This window comes from Ruegeria atlantica, assembly GCF_013032455.1.
GTDB lineage: Bacteria > Pseudomonadota > Alphaproteobacteria > Rhodobacterales > Rhodobacteraceae > Ruegeria > Ruegeria atlantica_B.
In genome coordinates, this window is the sequence record NZ_WQCF01000006.1 from 1 (window position 1) to 24,739 (window position 24,739).

The window sequence follows — 24,739 nt, forward strand, 5'->3', positions numbered from 1 at the left end:
AACCCAATAGAACTCAACAAAGAAAACCTCAGCGAACTCTTTAAGAACGCGTTGTAAATCCGATGCGAGCCCCGGCTAAACTGGTTGGGGGCTCGCATGTTTGTTGCAGTTTCTTCGGTGCGAGGACTTGAACGCATACAGTCCTTTTAACGCTTCATAGCGCAATGGATTTTAATCTGATGACCGAATTTATTGGAAAATACCCAAAAGTTTTATGACAATCGGTAATTGTCACATTACTTTTACATTTTTTGTGGATTTTTAAGCGAAACTGTGCTGAGATTCAAAAATGGATGACGATAGCGATAACATCCCCCATCGAGGGCGCGAACTTCTTGATGTGCTTGCCAGGCTGGGGGGCTCGGCACGCAACACCCAAATCGCACAGGTCATGGACGTGTCGGAGGAAACCGTTCGTCGCCTGGTCAAGGGGCTGGCGAAGAAAAACATGGTTGAAAGAGTGCATGGCGGAACATTTCTGTCGCGTGCGCAGGATACGCCGATGTTTTCCGGGGCGTTGGAGCAAAACGCCGAGGAAAAGACGCTAATCGCCAAAAAAGTAAGTCAGATTGTCGAAGATGGCATGGTATTGTTCATCACGGTCGGATCGACAATGACGCATGTCGCCGAGCAATTGCGCGATCTGAAGAATTTGACCGTGGTTAGCAACTCGCTGTCGGTGGTTGCATCGCTGGCTGATCACAACGGGACACGCGCGATTCTGGCCGGAGGCGAAGTCATTCGATCTGAGCGTGGCAGTTTCGGTCGCGCCGCCGAACAGCTTGCCTGCCAGTACAGCTATGATGCCGTGATTTGCGGTGCGGATGCCGTGTCACTTACCGGCGGCATCTTGGCTTCGAACCCGCTGGAGGCTGAACTGACACGTGCGTTGCACAACAATACCCGACGCATGATCGTCGCAACGGATCACACAAAGTTCGGGGAAAAGGCCGCCAATGTGGCCTGCCGGTTCGATCAGATCACGGATCTGGTGACCGACATTGCGCCGTCCGAAACCTTTGCCACTGCATTGAAGGATGCAGGGGTCAAAATCCATGTCACCTCTCGCCGAAGTGGCAAAAAGAAAAAGAAAACCGACGTTGCTGCAGTCAACTAATCGGTTTCGCACTTACCAAGAAACGAAACTGACTTTCCTTAGGGAGGAAACATGAAAAAGCTTCTGATGTCAGGTGTGGCCCTTGTCACCCTTGGGGGAACCGCCTGGGCGAATTGTCCTGCTGTGACAGTCGCGGATATGCAGGGCGTATCCGCCGGCGCTTTCCCACAGCAATTTGACCTGGCAGAGTTTCAGTCGGCAGCGGGTTGCACGCTGAGCTTTGCAGAAAACCCGGCTATTGGGGACCTGAATGGCATGATCCGCGGCAATGGCGACTTGCCGGGATTGGCAGACCGTCTGCCAGCCGAACCCTTGGTCATCGTGCCTTATGACTCGATTGGTCAGTATGGTGGCGTTCTGGATGCGCTGTCCAATGCAACTGAAAGCGGAACGTCAGACTTTCTGTCCGTGCGCCATGTGAACCTGTTCCGCTATTCCGACGACCTTCAGACCCTGGTTCCCAATGTGGCAAAATCCTGGGAATGGAATGACGATTTCACTGAGCTGACCGTACACCTGCGCGCAGGTCACAAGTGGTCGGATGGCGCGCCCTTTACCGCAGCGGATGTCGTGTTCTGGTACGAAAACCTGATGATGGACACAAATGTCATCGCCGAGGCGAAGGATTACGCGTTGGCTGGCGGTGAGCCGATGAAGGTCGAGGCACTGGACGACACAACCGTCCGCTTCACGCTGGCCGCGCCCAAGCCCGGGCTAACTGAGACATTCTCGTTTACCTATGTGCAGCCGTACCAGCCCAAGCATTTCTTCGAAAAGTTCCATCCGGCCCTGGATGCCAACGCGGACGCTAATGCGCAGGCTCTTGGCTATGAAAACGGTTATGAACTGATCAAGGCGTATTATGGCAACTCCGACTGGATGGATACGCCGTCGCCGATGCTGACAGCCGGTGACAAGCTGGCGGGTCTGCCCAAGGACGCCATGCCAACGCTGGAAAGTCACATCCTGGTGAAAGAAAGCACCGAAGGGCGCCATTACGTGGCCAACCCCTATTTCTTCCAGGTTGATACTGCGGGCAACCAGTTGCCCTATATTTCGGAAATGGATGAAACCTATGTTCCGGATGAAGAGGTGCGCAATCTCAAGTTGCTTAACGGTGAGGTGGATTACAAATCTCAGGGCGTGAACCTGACATCCGCTCCGGTTCTTCTGGAAGGGCAGGAAAGCGGGAACTACACGTTAGAAGTGAAGCCGGCGATCGGCTATCCGGTGCTAACCTTCAACGTAACTGCCGAGGATGAAGGCAAAAGAGCAGTCTTCAACGACATCCGTTTTAGAACGGCAATGTCTGTTGCGATGGACCGCAATCAGTTGAACGAAGTTACTGCGTTCGGGCTGGGCGAACCGACACAGTATATCGGCTTCTCACCACGTCCGGACTTCATCGACGAAAAATGGTCAAACCACGAGGCTGGGTTTGATCAGGATCGCGCCAATGCGCTGTTGGATGAAGTTGGCCTCGTCGATCAGAACGGCGATGGGTTCCGCGATCTTCCGAACGGCGATCCGTTTGTGCTGGACTGGCAATTCTCGACGCAGTCTGCATCCGCGCAACTGGTAGAGCTTATTGCGCAGAACTGGAAAGACGTCGGCGTCAACACCGCGATCAAAGAGGTCACGTCGGATGAATTCCGTGCAGCGCAGTCGGCAAATACTCTGGACATGGGTATGTGGCTCAAGAGCCAACCTGCCGGTTCGGTTCTTGGCGACGGCGAAATCTGGGTGCCGCCATTCGACGGGTATTTCGATGTTCGTACCGGGATGCTCTGGGCTGAATACATCAGCTCGAACGGGGAAAACGGTGTAGAGCCGCCCGCATGGGTCGCTGATCTGAAAGACGCTCTGGACACATATCAATCCAGTGCACCTGGGTCGGAGGCATCTGTCGCAGCCGCTCAGAAAATGGTTGAGATCATGACCAGCGAACTGCTGTTCATTGGTACGGTTAATTCACCGGCGCCGATCTATCACTCGAACAACCTGCAGAACTTTACCGAGTTCAAGACGCAGTCCTACGAGTTCTATCGGACCTATCCGTACCGCCCCGCACAGTGGTGGCTGTCAGAGTGATCCAATCTTTGATCTGAGAGAATGGAATGGGGCGTCAGCGCCCCGTTCCAAATGTTAGCCGGGAACAACGAAATGCTCCAATTCGCTCGCTTTGCCGCCACGCGTGCGGTGATGGCTGTGGTCACTCTTGTTTTGGTATCCCTCATCGTATTTTCGCTGATGGAACTTGTGCCGGGCGATTGTGCCGAACGCTATCTCGCTTACAAAAACACCCAAGGATCGGCCATCACGCTTGCTGATATCGAGGCTGAACGGGCCCGGCTGGGGCTTGATCGCCCGTTCCTGACACGTTGGGCTAGCTGGTTGAGCGGTGCTTTCCGTGGTGACTTTGGCGAAAGCTGTATCCTGCGCGTGAATATCGCCCAGCTGTTGGGGGACAAGTTCTGGATCTCGCTGTGGATCTGCCTTGGTTCGCTGACGCTGGCCTATATGATCGCAATCCCAGTGGGTATTATTTCAGCGGCATCGCGGAATGCATTCCTGAACAATTCACTGCGTTTGGTCAGCTATTTGGGTCTGGCGATGCCCAACTTTTTGCTGGCGTTGATGGTGATGCTGTTTTCCACCATCTATTTCGGTGAAACCCTAACCGGCCTGTTCAGCCCCGAATACCGCGAGGCCCCATGGTCCTGGGCCAAGTTCGTTGACCTGCTGAAACATGCCTGGTTGCCTATTTTTATTCTGGGCTGGTCCGCGACGGCCTTTGCGTTGCAGACTGTACGCGCCTTGATGTCCGACGAGATCGGCAAGCTTTACGTAACCGCCGCCGCCGCGCGTGGCATCTATGGTCGCCGCCTGTTGTGGCGTTACCCCGCCCGCCATGCGCTGGGGCCAATCGTCAACTCTCTGGGGTTTGACCTGAACCGCATCTTCAATGAACTGCCCATTGTCGCCCTGATCCTGACCCTCACCGAAGCAGGATCGCTGTTGTTGGAGGCGCTGGCACGGTCTAATGACCAGCAACTGGCTGGTGCGATTATCTTCCTGCTGACAGCCGCCATCGTCACGCTGAACTTTGCCACGGACATCCTACTGGCCGTGATTGATCCGCGCGTGCGCAAGAGCATTCTGAGGTAAGATCCATGTCCGCAAAACCGTCCACGAAAGTCGATGATCAGAAGGCCAAGGAAGCCTATTTTACCGCATCGCAGCGGCAACTGATCTGGTCCCGGTTCAAGAAACAACGCGCGGCGATGATCGCGGCAACCGTGTTGGTGGTGTTGATCCTGTCTGGTCTGTTTGCGCCATTCCTGTCGCCCTATGATCCGACTGTTGCGGGCCGGGACAAGGATTACCTGAACGGCGCGCCGCAGATACCGAAATTCTGCGACAAGAACGGCTGTTCGATCCGCCCGTTCCTGCACACGGTTACCCGCGAACGGTCGCTGGCGACCAATTTCCGCTGGGTCGAAAAGATCAACGAAGATGAACGCCGCTACATGGAGTTTTTCGTGAAGGGTGACAGCTACAAGTTGTTCGGATTTATTCCAGGTAACGTCCATCTGTTCGGCATGGACCAAGGCTACGTCCATCTCTTCGGGACCGACAGTGCGGGTAAGGACATCTTCTCGCGCACGCTTCATGCTGTGTGGACGTCGCTGCAAGTGGGGACAATGGGGGTGGTGATCTCGTTCGTGTTGGCTCTCGCGATCGGTGGCATCGCCGGTTACTACGGTGGAATGATCGACAGTGTGATCCAAATGATCACCGATGCAGTGCGCACCATTCCATCCATTCCTCTGTTCATGGCAATCGCCGCATTCATTCCGCCGGAATGGTCTGCCGAAACACGGTTTTTTGTAATCACCATGATCCTTGGTTTGGTGGGTTGGCCTACGCTTGCCCGTCGGGTGCGCACCCATCTACTGACCGAGCGCAATCAGGAATATGTTCTGGCCGCGCAATTGTGTGGCGCGCCTGCAGGTCATGTGATCAGGCGGCACCTTCTTCCAAGTTTCACCAGCTACATTATCGTCGATCTGGTTATCACTTTTCCCTATGTGGTGCTGTCGGAAACCGCGCTTAGCTTTATTGGCTTGGGGCTGAAGGATCCGGTGAACTCATTAGGTGTGTTGCTTCAGAATGTGACCAAAGCCGACGTCCTGCTGAATTACCACTGGTACTTCATACCAGTCATCTTTTTCATTGCGCTGGTCATGGCCTTTGTCTTTGTCGGCGACGGGTTGCGTGATGCTGCCGACCCTTATTCGGAGACCCGTAAATGAGTCTGATTGACGTTGAAAACCTGACACTTCAATTCAAGACTGACGAAGGCTTGATTACGGCAGTTGACAACGTTTCATTCTCGTTGGCTCCGGGCGAGGTCATGGGCCTTGTGGGCGAAAGTGGTTCGGGCAAGTCCGTGACGGCGAAATCGCTGATGAAACTCAATCCGGGCAACGCTGTCTATTCGCGGGAAAGCAAAATAACTCTGCACCTCGATGATGGCCCGGTGGATGTAATGAGCCTCAATCGCCCTCGCGACATGGAAGTTGCGCGCGGCGGGGCAATTTCGATGATCTTTCAGGAACCAATGGCCAGTTTCGCACCAGCGATGACGATTGGCAGTCAGATGGTCGAGCAGCTTTTGATCCATACGGATATGTCAAAAAGTCAGGCCCGAGAGCTGTCAATCGAAATGCTGGACCGCGTCGGAATATCCGATGCGTCGACCCGGTTTGGGCAATACGCATTCGAAATGTCCGGAGGTATGCGCCAGCGGGCCATGATTGCCATGGCCTTGTCGACCAAACCGAAGCTACTGATCGCAGACGAACCCACCACCGCGCTTGATGTGACGATCCAGGCGCAGGTCATCGACCTGATGAAGGATTTGGTGGATGAGTTCGGCATGGGCATCATCTTTATCACCCACGATTTGGGCGTGGTTGCCCAGACTGCGGACAAAGTAGCGGTAATGTATCTGGGTAAAATGATCGAACAAGGCCCGGTGCGCGAGGTGATCCGTAATCCCTATCACCCGTATACTCAGGGGCTGATTGATGCACTGCCGCAGCTTGACGACCTGGACAAGCCGCTGATGCCGGTGCCGGGCGATATCCCATCGCCGCTGGAACGGCCCGAAGGCTGCGTTTTTCACACCCGTTGCGGTAAAATTATTGGTGATATCTGTCGCACGGCCGTCCCAAGCTGGGCCGATACGGGTGAAAACCACCGCACCGCCTGCCATCTCTGCCATGAGGGACGACACGCATGAATAGCGACACTCTGATCGAAACCAAGAACCTGTCGGTTGGGTTTCCAGTAGGTGGGAAACTCTTCAACAAGCGAGTTCTGAAGGCAGTAAACGAAGTTTCGCTGTCTATTCCGCGCGGCTCATTCTTCGGGGTGGTTGGTGAGAGTGGCTCGGGTAAAACGACATTTGGACGCGCTCTTCTGAACGCTGCTCCGATTACTGGCGGCACTGCACATTATGATGACGGAGAGGTCAATTATGACCTGGGTGAGTTAGCGGGCGCCGACCTTAAGGAGTACCGACGCCGCGCACAGTTGATCTTTCAGGATCCCTATGCTGCTTTGTCTCCGCGCATGACCGTGCGTGACATCATCGCTGAGCCGCTTGAAGTCATGGGGTTGTGTGACACGCGTGAAGAGGTCGATGAGCGTGTTCGCGAAATCGCCGGATTGTGTCGGTTGAACCTGGAACATTTGCGCCGATTTCCTCATGCCTTCTCCGGCGGTCAAAGGCAGCGCATCTCTATTGCCCGTGCGCTGGTTTCCAAACCCCGTTTCGTGGTGGCTGATGAAAGCGTGGCAGCATTGGATGTGTCGATACAGGCCGACATCCTGAACCTGTTGAAATCCCTTCAGGACGAGATGGGATTGACCTATCTGTTCATCAGCCACGATCTGTCGGTTGTGGCGCATACCTGTGATCATGTCGCCGTGATGTATCTGGGGCAAATCATGGAAAGCGCCCCTACACGCCAATTATTCAATTCGCCTCGGCACCCCTACACCAAGGCGTTGTTTTCAGCGATTCCTTCGCTGGACCCCGATGATCGCGGCAAGGCGCAAAAGCTGGAGGGAGAGATCCCGTCCCCGACTAACCGCCCCAGCGGCTGTCAGTTTCATACACGCTGCCCCTTTGCCACCGACTTGTGCAGGCGGGAAGAGCCACACCTGGAAACCTGTGAGGCCGGACATGCAGTGACCTGCCACCGTTGGCGCGAACTGCAATTGGCCGATTAGTCACGGTGAGTTTGTCATGTCGTCGGCATCCGGGTTCTGTTTGAAAAGGTGGCGGCCAGCGACCCTGATTTTCAAACTTTGATTCAATCGGGTGCTCGTAGATAAAACCTGCCTGTGCGACTTATCCAAGCCCTAGCTGTATTAATTAGATTTATTCAGTGCTGTATTGGTTTTGCGCTTGCGTATCGCCCTGAAAACTCTGCTAGGCTTTGAACTTAACGAAAATGCCTAAACGGTGACGGCATGATAGAAAGGCACATCGCGACGCTTTTGGCCCTGGAAGCCATTGACCGGAACGGCAGTTTCACTGCCGCAGCGCAAGAGTTGGGCGTGTCTCAATCCTCGGTAAGCATGAAGATCGTAAGGTTGGAACGCGATCTGAAAGTCCGTCTTGTCGAGCGCACGACCCGTTCAGTTGTTCTGTCACAAGAAGGCAAAATGTTGGTTGAAGCGTCCAGAAGTGCCATCGGTGAACTCGAGAACGCGTTAGTTGACGTCCAGAACCTGCAAAAAGAAGGAGTGCTGGTCGTAGAGGTGCTCAGTTCCCTTGCCTCGAAATGGTTGATACCGCGCTTAGGCAGCTTCCACAGCCAAAACTCGGACGTAACCATTAATGTGAAAGTTCAGGATGATCAGACTGAACCGCTGAGCGCAGATTCTGATTTATCCTTACGAATTGCGAGCTCTGCACCGCCCGGAATTCATTCAGAGTTTCTGACCTATGAAGCAGTGTTTCCTGTGTGTTCTCCAGAACTTGCGCGTGAGTTTCAGGGGATGTCACTGTCCGAAGCTGCTAAGCGCGTTCCTCTACTGGATGATCGTATGGCGCTGGAAGATGGTAGCGGGTGCAACTGGCAGGAACAATTTCCCAGTGTAGCTGTTCCAACAGAGGTCTCTGGCGGTCAGCGTTTGGTGTTTGATCGCTCTGATCTTGCACTTCAGGCGGCTGTCTCTGGTCAGGGTCTGGCCATCGGTCGGACCTTTCTTTGCCTGGATGAAATCGAAAGTGGTGCCCTTGTTGCCCCATTTGGTGTGACGTCCCGGCTGAAGTGGGGATATTATCTGGTCAGCCGCAAGTCACTCCACGATTGGCCCAAGTTTCTACGCTTCAGAGCGTGGCTAATGGACGAGTTACAAAAAATTCATGAACAAGCTAAGACATTGAAAATATGGTATGATTAGGAGCTAATTACTCCTAAACTGGATTAATCAATTTTTTGATAGCTTAATAATTTGCCGGGAGACGCCCTTTTCCTCACAATTTTGTCAACGGCGGCGAAATTGGAGTCGGTCATATGACCAAGGCACCCGATCTAAAGGAATTCGCGATATTCGCGGGGCATCTTGCCGACCTCAGCCGGTCGGTAGCGCAGCGGGAGTTTCAGAACATACCCGCGTTCCAAAACAAGCAGGACGGATCGCCGGTTACCGCTGCAGATGAGGCTGTTGAGGCCGAATTACTGCGTGCCATTCGCGCAAAATATCCCGATCATGGCATTCTGGGTGAAGAAAGCGGCAGTAGCAATCTCGACCGCGATTTTGTCTGGGTCGTGGACCCGATTGACGGGACCAAATCCTTTGCCACCGGGACATCGACCTTCGGAAGCCTGATCGCGCTTTGCTATCAACATAGACCTGTTGTGGGCGTAATCGAACTGCCGGTTTCCGGCTGGCGTTATGTCGGAGTCGAAGGTGAACCGACAACCTTCAACGATACCCCTGTAACCACCCGTAAGGATCTGACACTGGCGGATTGTGTTCTTTCAGCCAGCGGTGGCGAGTTTTTTCGCGGGCCTGCGCCTCGCTCTGGGTTCGAAGCGCTGCGGCAGCAATGTGACTGGACTGTTTATGGGGCGGGATGTTCCGCCTTTGGATCGCTGTCACGTGGCCTGATCGACATTTGTTTGGAAGGGGCAAATCTGGCCACGTTCGATTTCTGCGCGCTTGCGCCGGTCGTTGAAGGTGCCGGAGGACGGATCACCGATTGGCGCGGGCAGCCATTTTCGTTGGTTGCTGACATGAACCACCGTGCCGAAGGCGTCGTCGCCACGGGGGATGTCAAACTACACGACGAAGTACTTCGCATACTAAACGCCTGACGGTTCGCTGGATAGCCGGGGCACCCTACTGAAATTTAACGTCCAACGAGGAGAAACCTATGAACAGGATTTTTGGAATGGCACTGGCAGCGGGCATGGGCCTGGCTGCACTGGTGGCACCGGCAGCGCAGGCAGAAACCATCCGCGTTGGCACAACCTGCACCTACTTTCCTTTCAACTTCAAGGATTCTGACGGTAATCTGTCGGGCTATGACGTTGATGTGGCGAAGGAAGTGGTCAAGCGCATCGGCGCGGAAGTCGAGTTTGTCTGTCAGGCGTGGGATGGGTTGATCCCGGCCATCCTTTCCGAGAAGTTCGATCTGATCGTTGCCTCGATGTCGATAACGCCCGATCGAATGAAGAAACTCGATTTTAGCGTCCCCTACCGGATTTCGGAAGGACGTCTGATCGGTCGTGTCGATGCTGAACACAAGCTGTTTAACGAAGACGGCACCCCGATTGTCGAAGCGTTTGACGGGCTGCGTCTGGGCCTGCCGCGGTCTTCGGTCTATGATCGCTGGACTGATGCCTTCCTGCCCGAAGCCGAGATTCTGGGCTATGACAGCCCGGATTCAATGTATCTTGATCTTCAAAATGGCCGCGTTGATCTGATCTTTACCAACCCGATGAAAGCGCATCTGAGCTTCTTGTCTGCCGATGGTATCGAAGGGTTTGAGTTTGTAAGCCCCGCCATTAACGACCCGGAATATTTCGGAACAGGCGCAGGCATCGCATTGCGTAAGGGCAATGAAGATTTGCAGGCACGTCTGGACGCAGCACTGACCGAAATGCGCGAAGACGGTACACTGGACGAGTTCAGCCTGCGTTACTTCCCCTTTGCGATCTACCCAGAATCCTGAGGGTATTGTGACGCTTTGGCACGGCGCAGGGTTGCTGCGCCGAGCCATCACATAAGCAGGGTTCAATAAACGAGCCCTGCCGCGCTGCCCTTCCGCAATTGGGATACGATTGTCATGCAAGAAGTAATGAACTGGTCGGATGAGTTCCTTGCCGGCACGTTTGTGATCATCAAACTCTTTTTCATCTCTTTGGTGATGGTGATTACGTGGGGCCTGTTGGGCGCGACGGCGAAACTGTCGAACAGTCGTATTGCGCGGGGTATCGCAAACGGGTTCACGGTACTGTGCCGGGGAACCCCTGAATTTTTGCTGCTCTTGATCGTCTATTTCGGATCGGCCGTGACACTGACATCCATCGCGCGCGCCATAAACCCCGAAATCCGCTTTCTCGATATTCCTCCGTTTTGGGCAGGCGCGTTTGCGATCAGCCTGGTGATCGGGGCTTATGCCACCGAAACCTTTCGCGGCGCGTTTCTGGGCATCGACAAAGGGTATATCGAAGCGGCCAAGGCCCTGGGCATGACTCGGTTTCAGGTGTTCTGGAAGCTGCGTGTTCCGATGATGTGGCGTCTGGCGCTGCCCGGGTTCGGTAACCATCTGCTGTCGCTTCTGAAGGACACCGCGCTGGTGTCGGTGATCGGGGTCGAAGGGATACTCTTTACCGCGCAGCAAGCCTCGTCGGTCAATCACAAGCCGTTCACCATGTATCTGACGGTCGCGTTCATCTTTCTGGCGCTGTCGACGGTCATCGTCGTGACGATGAAATGCGTTGAAAAATACGCCTATCGCCATCTGGAGGCCGCACGATGACCTTCGAAAGCTCTCTAATCCTCGAAAGCCTGCCGCGCCTTATGGATGGGTTGTGGGTGACGCTGCGACTGTTTGTTTTGGCGCTGACATGCGGCACCGTTTTGGCCGTCGGAATGGTTTTGCTGCGAATCTCGTCACGCAAGTACCTGTCATGGCCGGTGATGGCCTATATCTACGTGTTTCGCGGCACGCCCATTCTGGTGCAGCTCTTTGTCATTTATTACGGGCTCCCGCAATTGGAATTCATCCGCACCGGGCCGTTGTGGCCTTTCTTTCGCGAACCCTTCTTTTGCGCCTGGTTCGCGCTGACCCTGAATATCGGCGCCTATACAACCGAGATATTCCGGGGCGGCATTCTGGGAGTGAACAAAGGCTTGTTAGAGGCGTCCAAGGCTTTGGGCATGACCTATGCGCAAACGTTCCGTAAAGTGACGGCACCGATTGCATTCAAACTTTGTCTTCCTGCCTATAGCAATGAGATGATCAGCGTTCTGAAGGCCACAGCCCTGGCCAGCACGGTTACGATTTTCGATGTGACCGGGGTAGCTCGTAAGATCGTGGCGGAAACTTTTGCGCCTTACGAAATCTTCCTGTCAGCGGCCATCATTTATCTGATCTTGGCCTGGATCATCCAGAACGGCGTGCGCCTGCTTGAGCGGCGGATCAGCCGCTATGCCAACTGAACATTGAAAGTGTAGCCATGCAAAACAATCCACCCATCATCTCGCTTAAGAATGTTCACAAGTACTTTGGCGACTTTCACGCGTTGAGAAACATCAATCTCGACGTGGAAGAAGGTCAGAAAATTGTCGTCTGCGGTCCGTCGGGGTCTGGCAAGTCCACCATGATCCGCTGCGTCAACGGGCTTGAGCAGCACGACGAAGGGACCATCATGGTCAACGGGCACACGATGAGCTCGGATGAAAAGATCGGCAACCTGATCCGTCAGGAGGTCGGCATGGTTTTCCAGTCCTTCAATCTGTTTCCGCATATGAAAGTGCTCGACAATCTGACGATGGCGCAACGTATGGTGCGCCAGAAAACGAAGGCCGAGGCGCGGGACACCGGGATGAAGCTGCTTGAACGGGTTGGCATCGCGGCACAGGCTGACAAGTTTCCCAGCCAATTGTCGGGTGGGCAGCAACAGCGTGTCGCGATCGCGCGTGCGCTGTGCATGAACCCCAAGGTCATGCTGTTTGACGAGCCAACATCGGCGCTGGATCCCGAAATGATCAGCGAAGTGCTTGACGTGATGACCGAGCTTGCCCGGGACGGCATGACGATGATCTGCGTCACCCATGAAATGGGGTTTGCCCGCTCGGTCGCTGACCGCATCGTCTTCATGGATCAGGGTGAAATTGTCGAAACCGGTGAGCCCGAGACCTTCTTTGCCAATCCAGCGCATGCGCGGACACGGGCATTTCTCGATCAGATCATTTCGCACTGAAACGGTTGACCTTAACGGAGGGCGAACATCATGCAAACCGAACAGGCAGCCCGCTTGGTTCACAACGCTCTGATGCAGAACACCACGTTTCCAGACAGCCTGTCGCGGCAGTTTACCTTGGAGCAGGCCTATGATGTTCAATTTGAACTGCTGAAACAGCGCGAGGCGGTCGCCGAAACCCATGCCGGATGGAAAGTGGGGCTGACTTCAAAGGCGATGCAGCAACAGCAAGGTGTTCCGGAACCATGCATGGGCCATTTGATGGTCGAAGGGCATCTGACCAGCCCATGCAGGCTTGAATTCGACACGCTGATGGCACCGGGATTTGAGAATGAGTTGTGTCTGCGCCTGGGGCAACCGCTTGTTGGGGAAGTCAGCTTTGACGAAGCCCTGAATGCTATCGAAGCCGTGGCACCGGCTATTGAAGTTATCGAAAAACGTGGCGTGTTTGCTGCGGATTTGCCGCTGGCCTTTGCCGGAAATTCCCAACAACGCGCCTTTGTGACAGGTGACTTTCACCCGATGAGCACCGGGACAGATCTGGCTGAGATTGAGGTTGAGGTATCGGTAAATGGCGTGTCGCAGGAGCGTGCCATGGGGGCTGAGGTTCTGGGCTCGCCGGTGAACTCGGTCGTCTGGCTGGCGGAGATGCTGGCCAGATATGGCCGTAATCTGAAACCCGGCGACCTGATCATGTCTGGATCATTCACCAAGCAATATCCCGTCGCCAAGGGTGATCGGGTGTGCGCCGAGTTTTCGCAGTTTGGGCGCGTGGAAATTGAATTCGGGTAGAACACAATGGATCTGGGACTGACAGGAAAACAAGCAATTATCTGTGGCGGTAGCCGCGGTTTGGGGCTGGCCTGCGCGCAAGCGTTGGCTGGCGAAGGGGTGCAGGTTCTGATCGTCGCGCGCAACCCGGATCGTTTGCGCACCGTTGCCGAGGATTTATCACGAAAAAACGGCGTCGAAACCCGGTGGCTCTCGGCAGATGTTACATCCGAGGCTGGTCAGGCTGAAATTTTTGCCGCGATGCCCGCACCGGATATTCTTGTCACCAACTGCGACGGCCCGCCTCCGGGCCAGTACACCGACTGGGACGAGGCGGACTGGCAAAAGGCCCTGCACGCCAACATGGTCAGCCCGATTTCACTGATCAAGCGGGCGTTGCCCGGGATGATTGATCAGGGGTTCGGTCGTATCGTCAACATCACCTCGTCGGCGGTCAAAGCACCGATCCTCGTACTGGGCCTGAGTAACGGTGCTCGTGCCGGTCTTACCGGCTTTGTTGCGGGGCTCGCTCGTGATGTGGCCAAACACAACGTCACCATCAATAACCTGCTGCCCGGCCCGTTCGAAACGGATCGTTTGACCTCGGTCCTGAAAGCGCAGGCGCAGATGCAAGGCCGCGCGCTTGAGGAGGTACGTCAGGAATGGCTGGACGCGATCCCGACACGTGCCTTTGGCCAGCCTGAGGAATTTGGCCGGACCTGCGCGTTTCTGTGCGCGTCAAACCACATCAACGGGCAAAATGTGCTGCTGGATGGCGGCGCGTATCCCGGTGTTTTCTGAAAGGAGCCGACTATGCTGCAGCGTTGCCTTCCGTCGTCCATTGTCGACACGCTGGAGGATTCTCCGATCATCGACGTTTTGCGGATTGGTCAGGAAGTTGAGGGTATCATTCCCCTCTGGCTTGGTGAGAGCTGTTTTCCAACCGACACGTTAATCACTGAGGCCGCTGTCACAGCCCTGAGGAATGGCAGGACATTCTATACACCCAACCGCGGCATCCCAGAGCTGCGCGAAAGCATCGCACGCTATTACCAGCGCATATATGACGTATCTCTGTCGGATAACCGGATCAGCGTTGCCAATTCAGGAATGCATGCAGTCACGATGATCTCGCGCGCCGTGCTTGAGGCCGGCGACAATGCGATCTTGATTACCCCTTGCTGGCCGAATGTCGATCGGGCGATCCGGTTGCTCGGAGGAGAAATACGAGAAGTTCCCTTGGATCTGCGCGAGGATCGCTTTGAACTGGATATGTCCAAGGTCGAAGCGCAGATCGACGGTCGAACCAAACTCATCTATCTGGCGTCCCCGTCAAACCCGACGGGCTGGACCATTGACGAGCAACAATCGAGGCAGCTTCTTGAACTGTCGCGCAAAACCGGAATCTCCGTTCTGTCCGATGAGGTTTATCAACGGCTCAGTTTCAACAATGAGATGGGATCGACCATGCTGTCCTGTGCCGAACCTGATGACGCGCTGTTTGTCGTCAACTCGTTCTCCAAGGCCTGGTCGATGACGGGCTGGAGATTGGGGTGGATGGTCTATCCGCAGGTCTTTCACGATTCATTCGAGAAACTCTCCCAATTCAGCATCTCCGGCTCGCCCGGATTTGTTCAGATGGGAGGGGTGCAGGCCTTGGATCAGGGCGACGATCTGGTGGGAAAATTGCGCCGCCACTGCATAGAGGCGAAAACCCATGTCGAACAGCGCCTTGCTGAACTTCCTGGGGTGTCTGTCATCCCCAGTATGGGCGGGTTCTACACCATGTTCAAAAGCCCCAAAACCACGGATAGCGTTTCATTTTGCAAGAATGCCGCGCGCATTGCCGGCGTTGGTTGCGCGCCGGGTGCAGCCTTTGGTGCGGGTGGGGAAGGGTTGATCAGGCTTTGCTATGCCCGTGACCTTGATACCCTGGATGTCGCGATCCAGAGATTGGCGACGGCGTTGTGAATCTACTTATTCTATCAACCTGAATGGCTTGCCTTTTTTGGGTGGTCTGGGTTGATATTCCCTAGAGTCACTCAACTACTTTCGCCCTGTGAGAATCTTGGCCAGATCGGGTTCAACCTTTTGAGATTGCTCAAGATCGAGGCTGTTTTTAATGTGAAGAAGGTGGTGTTGGATGTTGTCTTCGGCAGCTTGCGGATCACCACTCACGATTGCATCAATGATCGACGCGTGTTCGTCATCGGGGCAGGAGGAATCCTTGTTGGTCCCGAATAGCGCTACGATCAAAGATGATCGGATAACCAGTTCCCTAACGACGCGTGTGAGTACCGAATTGCTATGGCATTTGGCCAATTCGACATGAAATTCACCAGAGAGCCTGATGATTTCAGTTCGGTCATTCCTTGCCCGTGCTTCATCTTCTTTTTTGATGTGAGTTCGCAGCGCATTGACGCCCGTGCTGCTGATCTCGTGGGTCAGTTCACGCACGATGCCGGTTTCGATCATTAGACGGGCCTCAAATACCTCGCGGGCTTCGTCAGGGCTGGGGCAGGCGATAAAGGCGCCGCGATTGGAGCGCAGCTCGACGATACCTTGACTGCTTAATAACAACAAAGCACGGCGGACGCGCATTCGGCCGACACCAAATGTCTCGCATAAGGTTTGTTCGCTCAGCTTGGTTCTGGGCGCGAGCTTCTGTTCCATGACGGCGGAGTAAATCCGATCCACGATCATCTGTTCGTCAGGATCAGTGCGCAGAGTATCGAGTGTCTGGTCAGTCGCGTTCGTCATCTCGTTCCGCATCGGTGGAAATGCCTTGAAGATTTTTAATAGCCGCAAGGTCGTACTCTGACAATATATCGGCTGAATGTTAACAATATCAATAACAGATATGTCAAAAAATGTTGACAAAGATTGTTAACAATGCAGAACTTTACGACATCACCGGGATTCGACCTGTGACTTTTTAGTTGTTCAAACGCCCGGAAGAGGCGTCGAAACCTCAATAGGGAGGAAATAATGAAACGCAGAAATCTGATGAAATCATCGGCTGCTTTGGCTTTGGCCGTGTCCGTGTTGGGATCGACCGCCTGGGCGGAAAATCCGGTGCTTAAGATTGGCTTTGTCGGTGTGACCTCTGGTCCGGCAGCGGCCTGGGGGATCTCCAACCAACGCTCGATGGAAGCGCGGGCCGATTGGATCAACGAGGCCGGCGGCTACAAAATTGGTGATACGACCTATGACATCGAAATCGTGTCATTCGACGATCAGAAAGACCCCAAGCGCGCAATCGCCGGTATGGAAAAGATGGCGCAGGAAGGCATTCATTATGTGGTGGGACCCAACGTGGATGATGGCGCCGCGGCGGTTCGGCCTGTCGCTGAAGCGCAGGGTATCATGTATTTCCCTTATGCCTTCCCGAAAGAGCTTTATACCGCTCCGGCTTCCAATGCCGTTCTGGGCATGGTCGCAAATTATCAGTCCGGGCCTGCCATTTATAAACATCTGCGGGATGAAAAGGGCGTTAAGACCGTAGCATTTGTTGCTGCAAACGAATCCGACCCACTGAGTCAGCGGGACGGTGGTGTTGAAGCGGCCAAATCTCTGGGGCTTGACGTTGTGTCGGACAACGTAACCTATCAGGTGGACACCACCGATTTCACGCCGGTCCTGACACCAGTTATGCGCACGCAACCTGATCTGCTGGTTCTGTCGGGTGTCTCACCGGCCAATGCTCCTCAGTTGATCCGGTCCGCGCGTGAGCTTGGATTCCAGGGTATTATCTCAACCGAAACCGCACAGGATGCGACGGTTCTGCGCGAAGGTGCGGGCGATCTGGCCAACGGGTTTATCTCCGTCGGCGGTGCTTCGACGCCCGAGATTGCCTCGGATGACATGAAAGAATTCGTCAAACGCTACACTGATATGTTTGGTGAATATAACGACGAGTCCAATACCAAGGTGTACGCGCTGGAGTATATCCTTGCGACCTTGAACGCCAATCCGGCAGGCATCGACGATGTGAATGAATTCCAGACCACGATGGATACGTTCGAAGCACCCAACCCCTTCATGAAAGGCGACGCCAAGATGAGGTATGTTGGAACAACGTCGTTCGGGCAAAAGCGCCAGATCGCGGTTCCGCTTGTGGTGAACGTATACCAGGACGGAGCGTTTGAAACGCTCTTTGTCGCTGAAGTTGACTGAGGCCAACCTCCCAAACTAGGCGGAAGCCTGACAGGCCTCAAACCCACCCGGGCTGATGATCAGCCCGGGACACCCGAACCTTACGCGGGACTCTCATGGAACAGATATTAGCAAATGGCATCTATCTGGGGGCGCAATATGCGATGATCGCCCTGGGATTGACGCTGATCTTTGCCCTGATGAACGTACTGAATTTTGCTCATGGGCAGATGTATGTTCTTGGCGGCTTTGTCACCTATACCTTCTACGGACAACTTGGCTGGCCTTTCGTAATTGCGCTGTTGGCGTCCTGCATCACGCTGGCCGTGCTTGGTGCGTTAATCGAACGGTTTTTATTTGCACCGGTAATTCGACGATCATCCCGCGAGGAAAGCACAATGCTGTTGGCCGCCGGGTTGGCGTTTCTGTTCGATGCGGTCATCCTGCTGGTTTTCGGCGAAAAACAACGCGGTGTTCCCAAGATTGTCGATGGCGTCTTCAATTGGGACTTCAGGCTGATCATGCCCTATGACCGGATCCTGATCTGTGTGCTGGCCATTCTGTCCATCGTCACCTTCATCCTGTTCATGCAGTATTCCAAAACGGGACGTGCCTTGCGAGCCTTGGCTCAGGACAGGACGGCAGCGCAGTTGATGGGCGTGAATGTTGCCCGGTATTCCATGATCGGATTTGCCCTGGGCGCGATGCTTGCCGGACTGGTCGGCGGATTGCTGGTGACCATCACCGGGGTCAACCTTGGCATGGGCGGACCGACCTCGATCAAAGCCTTCATGATGGTGATGATTGGCGGCGCAGGTGTGATTTCCGGTGCGATTGCTGGCGGCATCATTCTGGGCTTTATGGAAGCCATCGGTCTGGCTGTCCTGTCGCAATACGGCGATATCACCTATCTGCTGATCTTCGTTTCACTGATGATTTTCCTGGCCATCCGCCCGCAGGGCCTGATGGGCAAACCGTGGGGATAATGCAGTGCCGAAACTTTCTATGATCCAATGGTCGGGTGTAGCGGTCTTTCTGCTGGCCACCTTTATCGCGGTTCCTGGTTTTATCGCTGCCACCGGCCGGTCTGACCTTTATTATACGCTAACGTCAGTGGCACTGCTGTCCATTGCCAGTGCCGGTGTCTGGCTGACCTTTTATATTGGCCGCATCAATATCGGTCAGGGCGCCTTTGCCCTGATCGGAGCTTATGTTTCGGCCATTCTGGTGACCAAAGCGGGCATCTCGTTCTGGCTGTCCCTGCCGTTGGCGGGACTCTTTGCAGCAGGGGTTGCCGTGTTGATTGGCCTGCCGATCCTGCGGCTGCGGGGTGTGTATTTTGCGATGATTTCGCTGGTGCTGACACAGGTCGTCACCCTAACCGCATTGGCCCTGCCTATCACCAACGGGGCCAAGGGGATCACCTCGATCCCGCTACCGGGCGGAGTGTCTATCCTGGGTATTCCGCTCATTCCGGATTTCGCAACGCTGGAGAACCCGCGATTGGCCTTCTACTACTCGGCCTGCGTGCTGATGGTGCTGACCTTTGCCGCCATGTACCGGCTGGTGAATTCTCGACTGGGTCACCTGTGCCGCTCGATGCAGCAGAACGAAGAACTGGCCAGCTCAATTGGTGTGAACATCTCGTATATCCGCGTCATCATCTTTGCCATCTCGTCCTTTCTGGGCGGCATTGGCGGGGCGATGTTCGGGTCGATTGCGCAATCGGTTTATCCGTCAAGTTTTCAGGTCGCCGACAGTGTCAACTTTATGCTGAACTGCTTCCTGGGCGGTCTGGGCTACGTGTTTGGCCCGATGCTGGGCACGCTGGTACTGTATTTCGGATGGGACCTGCTGTTCGAACTTGGCCGCTTCCAGCTGCTCGCCTATTCCAGCCTGCTCATTATCCTGATGCTGTTCCTGCCCAATGGGCTGCTTAGCCTGCGACTGCCGGGTAAGAAGGGAGGTGACAAATGAGCCATCTTCTGGAGGTTCGCCATGTTACCAAGAAATTTGGTGGCCTGACCGCGAACAGCGATATCTCGTTCAATGTGAATGAGAACGAAATCCTGTCGGTGATCGGGCCAAACGGGGCTGGCAAGAGCACGCTGTTCAAGATGATCTCATCTTTCCTGCCGACCACGGCGGGCGAGGTACTGTTCAAGGGTGAAAGGATTTCGAACCTGAAACCGCATGTGGTGGCCCGCAAGGGTGTTGTCCGTACGTTTCAGGAAACGACGATCTTCAAATCCATGACCGTGCGTGAAAGCATTATTGTCGCTCAGCACCTGCGCGCGCGCGCCTCGTTGGCGGGGTATTTCTGGGGCACGAAAACTGCGCATGAGGACGTCGACAGCTTTGGGCAATATGCTGACGACTTGATCGATTTCCTTGGTATGAGCGAGATCGCCAATGAACAGGCCTCGAACCTGCCGCAGGGCAACCTCAGGGCGCTTGGGATCGCGATAGGTCTGGCCACCGATCCCAAAGTCCTGCTGTTGGATGAGCCCTTTGCAGGCATGAACCACGACGAAACCATGAAAATGGTCAATCTGGTGCGCAAGGTTCGCGATGATCGGGGTGTCACCGTGTTGCTGGTGGAACATGACATGCCGGCGGTTATGAATATCTCTGACCGGATTGTCGTGCTGAATTTCGGCGAGATGATTGCCGAGGGCTCGCCCGAGGAAATCCAAAACAACGAAAAGGTCATCGAAGCCTATCTGGGCAGCGCTGATGACGAGATCGGGATCTGAGCCATGACAAAGATGTTGGATTTTAAGGATGTCGAACTCTATTACGACCACGTCTACGCCCTGAAGGGTGTCTCGATTGATCTTGAGCAGGGCGAAACTGTCGCTCTGATCGGTGCCAATGGTGCGGGCAAAAGCTCGATCCTGCGGGCCATCACCGGGCTGGCCAAAATCAAATCCGGCTCTGTCGCGTTTGAAGGAGAACAAATCGCCGGGGCAAATCCGGCCGAGATTGTCTCGAAAGGTATCGCCATGGTGCCCGAGGGACGGCGCGTCTTTCCTTATATGTCGGTCAAAGACAACTTGCTGATGGGGGCCTTTACCCGTTCAGACAAAGCGGATGTACAGCGCACTCTGGATTCGGTTCTGGAACGGTTCCCACGTTTGAAGGAGCGCTATTCGCAATCCGCTGGCACGCTGTCCGGCGGTGAACAACAGATGATGGTGATCGGTCGAGCCCTGATGGCCAAACCACGTTTGCTGTTGTTGGATGAGCCTTCGCTGGGCATTGCGCCCAAGTTGGTTCAGGACATAGCCCGCTCGATTGTGGCGATCAATCGCGACGAGGGTGTTTCGGTACTGTTAGTCGAACAGAACTCGCGCATGGCGCTGTCGATCTCGCATCGTGCTTATGCGCTGACCACGGGAAATGTGGTGATCTCGGGCAATTCAAAAGAGCTTTTGACCGACCCCCGTATCAAAGCCGCCTATCTGGGCGGGGAAGTGTGAGGACGTTGTGAAATTGCTTGTCGTCAACCCCAATACCACCAGTTCCATGACGCGAAAGATCGCGGCGGCGGCCCGTGCGGTTGCACATCCAGATACCGAGATTGTTGCGGTCAATTCACAAGACGGCCCTGCGAGTATTCAAGGATATCTGGACGTTTCAACCTGCGTGCCAGGCTTGCTGGACGTTGTTTCGCAATTTCCGGACGTGGATGCCATTGTGGTGGCCTGTTTCGATGACACGGGCGTCGATGCTGTACGTTGCATCACGACGGCGCCGGTCATTGGTGTAGGAGAGGCGGCATACCATGCGGCTTCCATGATCAGTCCAAAGTTCAGCGTCATCACGACATTGTCGCGCTCTCTTGCCGGGTTGGAGGCGAACCTGTTGCGCTATGGTCTGGATCGCCGTTGTGTTCGGGTGCGGGCATCCGATGTACCGGTTCTGAAGCTTGAGGAAAACGATCCCAAGACCGTCGATAAAATCCGGTCGGAAATTCGGGCGGCGATAGATGAAGACAGGGCTGAGGCCATTGTTCTGGGGTGTGCAGGGATGACAGACCTGATGTCGCATCTGTCGGAAGAATTCGGTTTGCCAGTCGTTGATGGCGTCGCCTGTGCGGTAACCTTTGCAGAAGCTTTGGTCAAAGCCAGGCTAACGACGTCCAAGCTTTGTTCCTATGCGTGATCAAACTACTTAGATGGTCAATGGCTGATGACCCCATGACACCGATCGCAGTCGCAGCGGCGGCCGTAATATATGCGATTTCGGTATATCACCTTCCTTTATCGGCCTCGGATTTTCGCCTCCTATAGCAAATACCCTTTTCTATTGCCGCCGGTCTCGGGGCAATCTTCTGCACGCCACGCTCGGTCACGGTTTTCGAGGTCTCGAGTGAACAATAAGTACCGTAGATAGAAGAATGCGGCACGGAATACGCTTCCGTTGGAACGGCGGCATTTTCAATTCGGGCATGCCGAAAAATAATAATAAAACCAGCGTCCTGGACTCTTACCTCCGTCATTCAAGAGCCAATGTTTGCGATGCAAACTTCCGGAACAATTGGCTTGCGGGAATAAAAATGTTGACGAACCAACAAAAAATAGTGAACTGTTAAATAATCAACAAATATGGGAGGTGACATGAATTACGCGTTTCGAAAAATGTTGTTCGCAGCCACAGTGGCGATCTCAAGCGCCCCAAATATCGCTAGTGCGGACGGTGTTTCCATTTCAATTGCGGTTGCCGAAAACCCGCAGCAACTCGATCCGATGCGTTCGGCAAATGCGCCTGATATTCTCTTACATGGTCAGTTATATGCGCGTTTGCTGCACCGAGACTCAACCGGCGCGCTTTCCCCGGGCTTGGCGGAATCCTGGACCATTTCTGAGGATGGCAAAACCTATGTTTTCACTCTGCGCGACGCAGTGTTTGCGGATGGGTCGCCCATTACGGCAGAGGACGTTGTCTTTAGTCTTGATCGCACGCTGAACCATCCCGAATCCGCCTATCCGGCCCCGTTGTCAGCGATTGAATCGTTGGAAGCGAAGGATGCAAAAACCGTTTCAATCGCTCTGAAGTCCCCCAATGCGCCGTTCCTGGGAAATTTGGAAGTATTCAATGCGTCAATCGTTTCAAAAACCGATGTCGAGGCTCGTGGCGAAGAAGAAGCATTTGCAAAACCGCTCTCGTCTGGGGCGTTCATGGTGGACAGCTGGGATCGCAATAGCAGCATCCAACTGGTAAAAAATCCCAAATACTATCGAGACGGCGCTCCAAACTTGGACTCGATTGAATATCGCATCGTTGAAGATGCCAATACACGGGTTTCTCTGCTGAAAGCTGGCGAAGTAAATGCCGTTGAGGGTGTGCCTTATGCCAACATTGCCGAGCTGCGGGATGCAGGTTTTGAGGTGCCTCTTGAGGCGTCGACCAAAACCCAAATCATTCTGATGAACCACGATAACCCGCCGTTTGACGATGTTCGCGTCCGACAGGCAGCCGTGATGGCTTTGGACCGGGTCGCCATTGCAAAAGCCGTGACGCAGGGTCTTGTAACAGAGGTTGCCAACTCGTCGCTTCCTGGTGCTTTGAATTTTCATTCACAGGATGACGCCGCGTTGCCGTATGATCCTGCACAGGCCAAGGCCCTGTTGGAAGATGCTGGTGCAGTCGGTGCCGAAGTGACAATTATCCAGGTCTCGGGCAGTCAGGTATCCCAGCAAATTGCATTGCTTACCCAGGCTCTTTGGAGCCAGGTTGGCCTCAATGCCAAAATCGAGCAGCTTGACTCAGCCGCATTTCGTACGCGCCGCAAGACGGAGCGCGATGATTGGCACGCCGCACCCGCTTGGTATTACAACGAAACACTTGATCCAGATTTGGCGGTTCGTTGGGCAGTTTGCGGAACGTGTGGCTCGAACGCTTTTCACACGGGTTATCGCAACGAAACAGTCGACACGCTGACGGAAGAGGCGCTTTCCGAGACAGATGTGGCAAAGCGGGCAGAGCTTTATGCGGAAATCCAGCAGATCTCGACCAACGAAGTTGTGCATATTCCGCTGTATTATCCGCCCTTTACGAACGCTTATGCCTCTGATGTTGAAGGTTTGTTTATGACCCCGGCGTTCCAGTGGACGCTCGAAGAGGCAAAACGCAAGTAACTGCCTGCGGGCCGGGAATTAAGCGCCCGGCCCCAAAACCCACGCCCGCGTTCAGCCGTGCGGCCCGACCACTCTGTCTGCTGTGGAAGCAATTCTTATGATTATCCAGCTTATTGTCGATCGACTGAAACAACTGATCCCGGCACTTCTGGGTGTGGCTTTGGTGACCTTCCTTTTGGTTCACTTGATACCCGGTGATCCGGTCGCGTTGCTCGCAGGCGATCGCGCTTCTCCAGAAACTATAGCCGCTGTCAAAACTCGATACGGTCTGGATCAACCGATCGTTGTCCAACTTTTCTACTACCTCAAAAACATCGCGATGGGGGATCTCGGGCAGTCACTGCGGTTTCGTATTCCTGTCACCGAACTGATCCTGCAGCATTTGTGGCCGACGGCTTTACTGATGATCATGACAATTCTCATCACTATTCCCTGTGCCATTATTCTCGCAGCTCTTGCCGCCAGCCATCAGGATCGACCTTTGGACCACGCAATTCGCGCGTTTTCCGTAGCAGGCATTGCAATACCAGTATTCTGGATTGGAATCGTGTTGGCGCGCATATTTTCGGTTCAATTGGGCTGGTTCCCGGTCGCGGGATTTGGCGAGGGCCTTTGGGACAACGTCTATCATCTAGTCCTGCCATCAATAACTCTGGCCATTGGCATCGTCCCCGTTCTGGCGCGCAATCTTCGGGCTTCGCTGCTGGAGATGATGGAGGCGGATTTCGTCACTGCCGCGCGCTCGAAAGGAGTGCCCGAGAGCTATATCTTCAAGCGTCACGTTTTCATGAATGCGCTGATCCCCAATCTGCAATTGTTCGGTGTCATCGTTGCCTTTCTGTTCGGCGGCACCATCGTTGTTGAGAAGGTATTTGCCATCCCCGGAATAGGTCAGTTGCTGATCTCATCCATCCTCGGGCGCGACTACTACGTCGTGCTGGGGCTCACCTTCTTTTTCGCTGTCTTCACAATGCTGGTCATGCTGATCGTAGATCTTGTCTCAATGCTGATCGATCCAAGGCTGAGGAGCTAAG

General features: G+C 54.5%; 24 protein-coding genes. 23 read left to right on the forward strand and 1 reads right to left on the reverse strand.

Annotated elements, in window-relative coordinates:
- Positions 1 to 289: 289 nt before the first annotated feature.
- From GOW93_RS11725 to GOW93_RS11795, 15 genes are all read left to right on the forward strand, one after another.
- Positions 290 to 1,117, forward strand: coding sequence for a DeoR/GlpR family DNA-binding transcription regulator (locus GOW93_RS11725; RefSeq protein WP_170384302.1), 828 nt, complete (start codon positions 290 to 292; stop codon positions 1,115 to 1,117).
- A gap of 51 nt (positions 1,118 to 1,168) precedes the next feature.
- The gene (locus tag GOW93_RS11730) at positions 1,169 to 3,208 is read left to right on the forward strand and encodes an ABC transporter substrate-binding protein (RefSeq protein WP_170384304.1); all 2,040 of its coding nucleotides are present in this window, start codon (positions 1,169 to 1,171) and stop codon (positions 3,206 to 3,208) included.
- A gap of 72 nt (positions 3,209 to 3,280) precedes the next feature.
- Positions 3,281 to 4,285 (forward strand): ABC transporter permease, encoded by a 1,005-nt coding sequence (locus GOW93_RS11735; RefSeq protein ID WP_170384306.1) that lies wholly within the window; start codon positions 3,281 to 3,283, stop codon positions 4,283 to 4,285.
- Between the two features lie 5 nt (positions 4,286 to 4,290).
- On the forward strand, positions 4,291 to 5,433 hold the full coding sequence (locus tag GOW93_RS11740) for an ABC transporter permease (RefSeq protein WP_170384308.1): 1,143 nt from the start codon (positions 4,291 to 4,293) through the stop codon (positions 5,431 to 5,433).
- Positions 5,430 to 6,425, forward strand: coding sequence for an ABC transporter ATP-binding protein (locus tag GOW93_RS11745; protein ID WP_170384309.1), 996 nt, complete (start codon positions 5,430 to 5,432; stop codon positions 6,423 to 6,425). Before GOW93_RS11740 ends, GOW93_RS11745 begins: the two co-directional genes overlap by 4 nt.
- A complete protein-coding gene (locus GOW93_RS11750) occupies positions 6,422 to 7,420 on the forward strand; it encodes an ABC transporter ATP-binding protein (protein ID WP_170384311.1) in 999 nt (332 codons plus the stop codon). The genes GOW93_RS11745 and GOW93_RS11750 overlap by 4 nt, the downstream gene beginning before the upstream one ends.
- A 243-nt stretch (positions 7,421 to 7,663) precedes the next feature.
- A complete protein-coding gene (locus tag GOW93_RS11755) occupies positions 7,664 to 8,602 on the forward strand; it encodes a LysR substrate-binding domain-containing protein (RefSeq protein WP_170501899.1) in 939 nt (312 codons plus the stop codon).
- 113 nt (positions 8,603 to 8,715) lie between these two features.
- Positions 8,716 to 9,519: an inositol monophosphatase family protein gene (locus GOW93_RS11760; protein ID WP_170384315.1), complete on the forward strand. Its 804-nt coding sequence runs from the start codon at positions 8,716 to 8,718 to the stop codon at positions 9,517 to 9,519.
- 59 nt (positions 9,520 to 9,578) lie between these two features.
- Positions 9,579 to 10,379 carry a transporter substrate-binding domain-containing protein gene (locus GOW93_RS11765; protein ID WP_170384317.1) on the forward strand — a complete coding sequence of 267 codons (801 nt, stop codon included), beginning with the start codon at positions 9,579 to 9,581 and terminating at the stop codon, positions 10,377 to 10,379.
- A 114-nt stretch (positions 10,380 to 10,493) separates the two neighbouring features.
- Positions 10,494 to 11,189, forward strand: a complete 696-nt coding sequence (locus GOW93_RS11770; protein ID WP_170384319.1) for an ABC transporter permease — start codon at positions 10,494 to 10,496, stop codon at positions 11,187 to 11,189.
- Positions 11,186 to 11,872 carry an ABC transporter permease gene (locus tag GOW93_RS11775; protein WP_170384321.1) on the forward strand — a complete coding sequence of 229 codons (687 nt, stop codon included), beginning with the start codon at positions 11,186 to 11,188 and terminating at the stop codon, positions 11,870 to 11,872. Before GOW93_RS11770 ends, GOW93_RS11775 begins: the two co-directional genes overlap by 4 nt.
- Before the next feature lie 17 nt (positions 11,873 to 11,889).
- Positions 11,890 to 12,636, forward strand: a complete 747-nt coding sequence (locus tag GOW93_RS11780) for an amino acid ABC transporter ATP-binding protein (protein ID WP_174819092.1) — start codon at positions 11,890 to 11,892, stop codon at positions 12,634 to 12,636.
- 30 nt (positions 12,637 to 12,666) lie between these two features.
- Complete coding sequence (locus GOW93_RS11785) at positions 12,667 to 13,428, forward strand: 2-keto-4-pentenoate hydratase (protein WP_170384323.1); 762 nt, start codon at positions 12,667 to 12,669, stop codon at positions 13,426 to 13,428.
- Between the two features lie 6 nt (positions 13,429 to 13,434).
- Complete coding sequence (locus GOW93_RS11790; protein WP_170384325.1) at positions 13,435 to 14,208, forward strand: SDR family oxidoreductase; 774 nt, start codon at positions 13,435 to 13,437, stop codon at positions 14,206 to 14,208.
- A gap of 12 nt (positions 14,209 to 14,220) precedes the next feature.
- Positions 14,221 to 15,378, forward strand: coding sequence for a pyridoxal phosphate-dependent aminotransferase (locus GOW93_RS11795; RefSeq protein ID WP_170384327.1), 1,158 nt, complete (start codon positions 14,221 to 14,223; stop codon positions 15,376 to 15,378).
- 75 nt (positions 15,379 to 15,453) lie between these two features.
- Here GOW93_RS11795 and GOW93_RS11800 read toward each other — a convergent pair whose 3' ends face one another.
- On the reverse strand, positions 15,454 to 16,167 hold the full coding sequence (locus tag GOW93_RS11800; protein ID WP_170384329.1) for a GntR family transcriptional regulator: 714 nt from the start codon (positions 16,165 to 16,167) through the stop codon (positions 15,454 to 15,456).
- Between the two features lie 228 nt (positions 16,168 to 16,395).
- On the opposite strand from GOW93_RS11800, the gene GOW93_RS11805 reads away from it, so the two are divergent.
- The 8 genes from GOW93_RS11805 to GOW93_RS11840 all read left to right on the forward strand — a co-directional run bounded on the left by GOW93_RS11805 (position 16,396) and on the right by GOW93_RS11840 (position 24,738).
- The gene (locus tag GOW93_RS11805; RefSeq protein ID WP_170384330.1) at positions 16,396 to 17,583 is read left to right on the forward strand and encodes an ABC transporter substrate-binding protein; all 1,188 of its coding nucleotides are present in this window, start codon (positions 16,396 to 16,398) and stop codon (positions 17,581 to 17,583) included.
- A gap of 95 nt (positions 17,584 to 17,678) precedes the next feature.
- Positions 17,679 to 18,548 (forward strand): branched-chain amino acid ABC transporter permease, encoded by an 870-nt coding sequence (locus GOW93_RS11810; RefSeq protein WP_170384332.1) that lies wholly within the window; start codon positions 17,679 to 17,681, stop codon positions 18,546 to 18,548.
- A gap of 19 nt (positions 18,549 to 18,567) precedes the next feature.
- The gene (locus GOW93_RS11815) at positions 18,568 to 19,539 is read left to right on the forward strand and encodes a branched-chain amino acid ABC transporter permease (RefSeq protein WP_170384701.1); all 972 of its coding nucleotides are present in this window, start codon (positions 18,568 to 18,570) and stop codon (positions 19,537 to 19,539) included.
- Positions 19,536 to 20,318 carry an ABC transporter ATP-binding protein gene (locus GOW93_RS11820; protein ID WP_170384334.1) on the forward strand — a complete coding sequence of 261 codons (783 nt, stop codon included), beginning with the start codon at positions 19,536 to 19,538 and terminating at the stop codon, positions 20,316 to 20,318. Before GOW93_RS11815 ends, GOW93_RS11820 begins: the two co-directional genes overlap by 4 nt.
- Before the next feature lie 3 nt (positions 20,319 to 20,321).
- Positions 20,322 to 21,044: an ABC transporter ATP-binding protein gene (locus GOW93_RS11825; protein ID WP_170384336.1), complete on the forward strand. Its 723-nt coding sequence runs from the start codon at positions 20,322 to 20,324 to the stop codon at positions 21,042 to 21,044.
- A 7-nt stretch (positions 21,045 to 21,051) separates the two neighbouring features.
- Positions 21,052 to 21,729, forward strand: coding sequence for an aspartate/glutamate racemase family protein (locus tag GOW93_RS11830; RefSeq protein WP_170384338.1), 678 nt, complete (start codon positions 21,052 to 21,054; stop codon positions 21,727 to 21,729).
- A gap of 455 nt (positions 21,730 to 22,184) precedes the next feature.
- Positions 22,185 to 23,705 (forward strand): ABC transporter substrate-binding protein, encoded by a 1,521-nt coding sequence (locus GOW93_RS11835; RefSeq protein WP_170384340.1) that lies wholly within the window; start codon positions 22,185 to 22,187, stop codon positions 23,703 to 23,705.
- Between the two features lie 97 nt (positions 23,706 to 23,802).
- Positions 23,803 to 24,738, forward strand: a complete 936-nt coding sequence (locus GOW93_RS11840; protein WP_170384342.1) for an ABC transporter permease — start codon at positions 23,803 to 23,805, stop codon at positions 24,736 to 24,738.
- Position 24,739: the final 1 nt, after the last annotated feature.

Coding starts and splice junctions, on each gene's coding strand:
- GOW93_RS11725 (WP_170384302.1), top strand. CDS start 290: ATGGATGACGATAGCGATAACATCCCCCATCGAGGGCGCGAACTTCTT.
- GOW93_RS11730 (WP_170384304.1), top strand. CDS start 1,169: ATGAAAAAGCTTCTGATGTCAGGTGTGGCCCTTGTCACCCTTGGGGGA.
- GOW93_RS11735 (WP_170384306.1), top strand. CDS start 3,281: ATGCTCCAATTCGCTCGCTTTGCCGCCACGCGTGCGGTGATGGCTGTG.
- GOW93_RS11740 (WP_170384308.1), top strand. CDS start 4,291: ATGTCCGCAAAACCGTCCACGAAAGTCGATGATCAGAAGGCCAAGGAA.
- GOW93_RS11745 (WP_170384309.1), top strand. CDS start 5,430: ATGAGTCTGATTGACGTTGAAAACCTGACACTTCAATTCAAGACTGAC.
- GOW93_RS11750 (WP_170384311.1), top strand. CDS start 6,422: ATGAATAGCGACACTCTGATCGAAACCAAGAACCTGTCGGTTGGGTTT.
- GOW93_RS11755 (WP_170501899.1), top strand. CDS start 7,664: ATGATAGAAAGGCACATCGCGACGCTTTTGGCCCTGGAAGCCATTGAC.
- GOW93_RS11760 (WP_170384315.1), top strand. CDS start 8,716: ATGACCAAGGCACCCGATCTAAAGGAATTCGCGATATTCGCGGGGCAT.
- GOW93_RS11765 (WP_170384317.1), top strand. CDS start 9,579: ATGAACAGGATTTTTGGAATGGCACTGGCAGCGGGCATGGGCCTGGCT.
- GOW93_RS11770 (WP_170384319.1), top strand. CDS start 10,494: ATGCAAGAAGTAATGAACTGGTCGGATGAGTTCCTTGCCGGCACGTTT.
- GOW93_RS11775 (WP_170384321.1), top strand. CDS start 11,186: ATGACCTTCGAAAGCTCTCTAATCCTCGAAAGCCTGCCGCGCCTTATG.
- GOW93_RS11780 (WP_174819092.1), top strand. CDS start 11,890: ATGCAAAACAATCCACCCATCATCTCGCTTAAGAATGTTCACAAGTAC.
- GOW93_RS11785 (WP_170384323.1), top strand. CDS start 12,667: ATGCAAACCGAACAGGCAGCCCGCTTGGTTCACAACGCTCTGATGCAG.
- GOW93_RS11790 (WP_170384325.1), top strand. CDS start 13,435: ATGGATCTGGGACTGACAGGAAAACAAGCAATTATCTGTGGCGGTAGC.
- GOW93_RS11795 (WP_170384327.1), top strand. CDS start 14,221: ATGCTGCAGCGTTGCCTTCCGTCGTCCATTGTCGACACGCTGGAGGAT.
- GOW93_RS11800 (WP_170384329.1), bottom strand. CDS start 16,167: ATGACGAACGCGACTGACCAGACACTCGATACTCTGCGCACTGATCCT.
- GOW93_RS11805 (WP_170384330.1), top strand. CDS start 16,396: ATGAAACGCAGAAATCTGATGAAATCATCGGCTGCTTTGGCTTTGGCC.
- GOW93_RS11810 (WP_170384332.1), top strand. CDS start 17,679: ATGGAACAGATATTAGCAAATGGCATCTATCTGGGGGCGCAATATGCG.
- GOW93_RS11815 (WP_170384701.1), top strand. CDS start 18,568: ATGATCCAATGGTCGGGTGTAGCGGTCTTTCTGCTGGCCACCTTTATC.
- GOW93_RS11820 (WP_170384334.1), top strand. CDS start 19,536: ATGAGCCATCTTCTGGAGGTTCGCCATGTTACCAAGAAATTTGGTGGC.
- GOW93_RS11825 (WP_170384336.1), top strand. CDS start 20,322: ATGACAAAGATGTTGGATTTTAAGGATGTCGAACTCTATTACGACCAC.
- GOW93_RS11835 (WP_170384340.1), top strand. CDS start 22,185: ATGAATTACGCGTTTCGAAAAATGTTGTTCGCAGCCACAGTGGCGATC.
- GOW93_RS11840 (WP_170384342.1), top strand. CDS start 23,803: ATGATTATCCAGCTTATTGTCGATCGACTGAAACAACTGATCCCGGCA.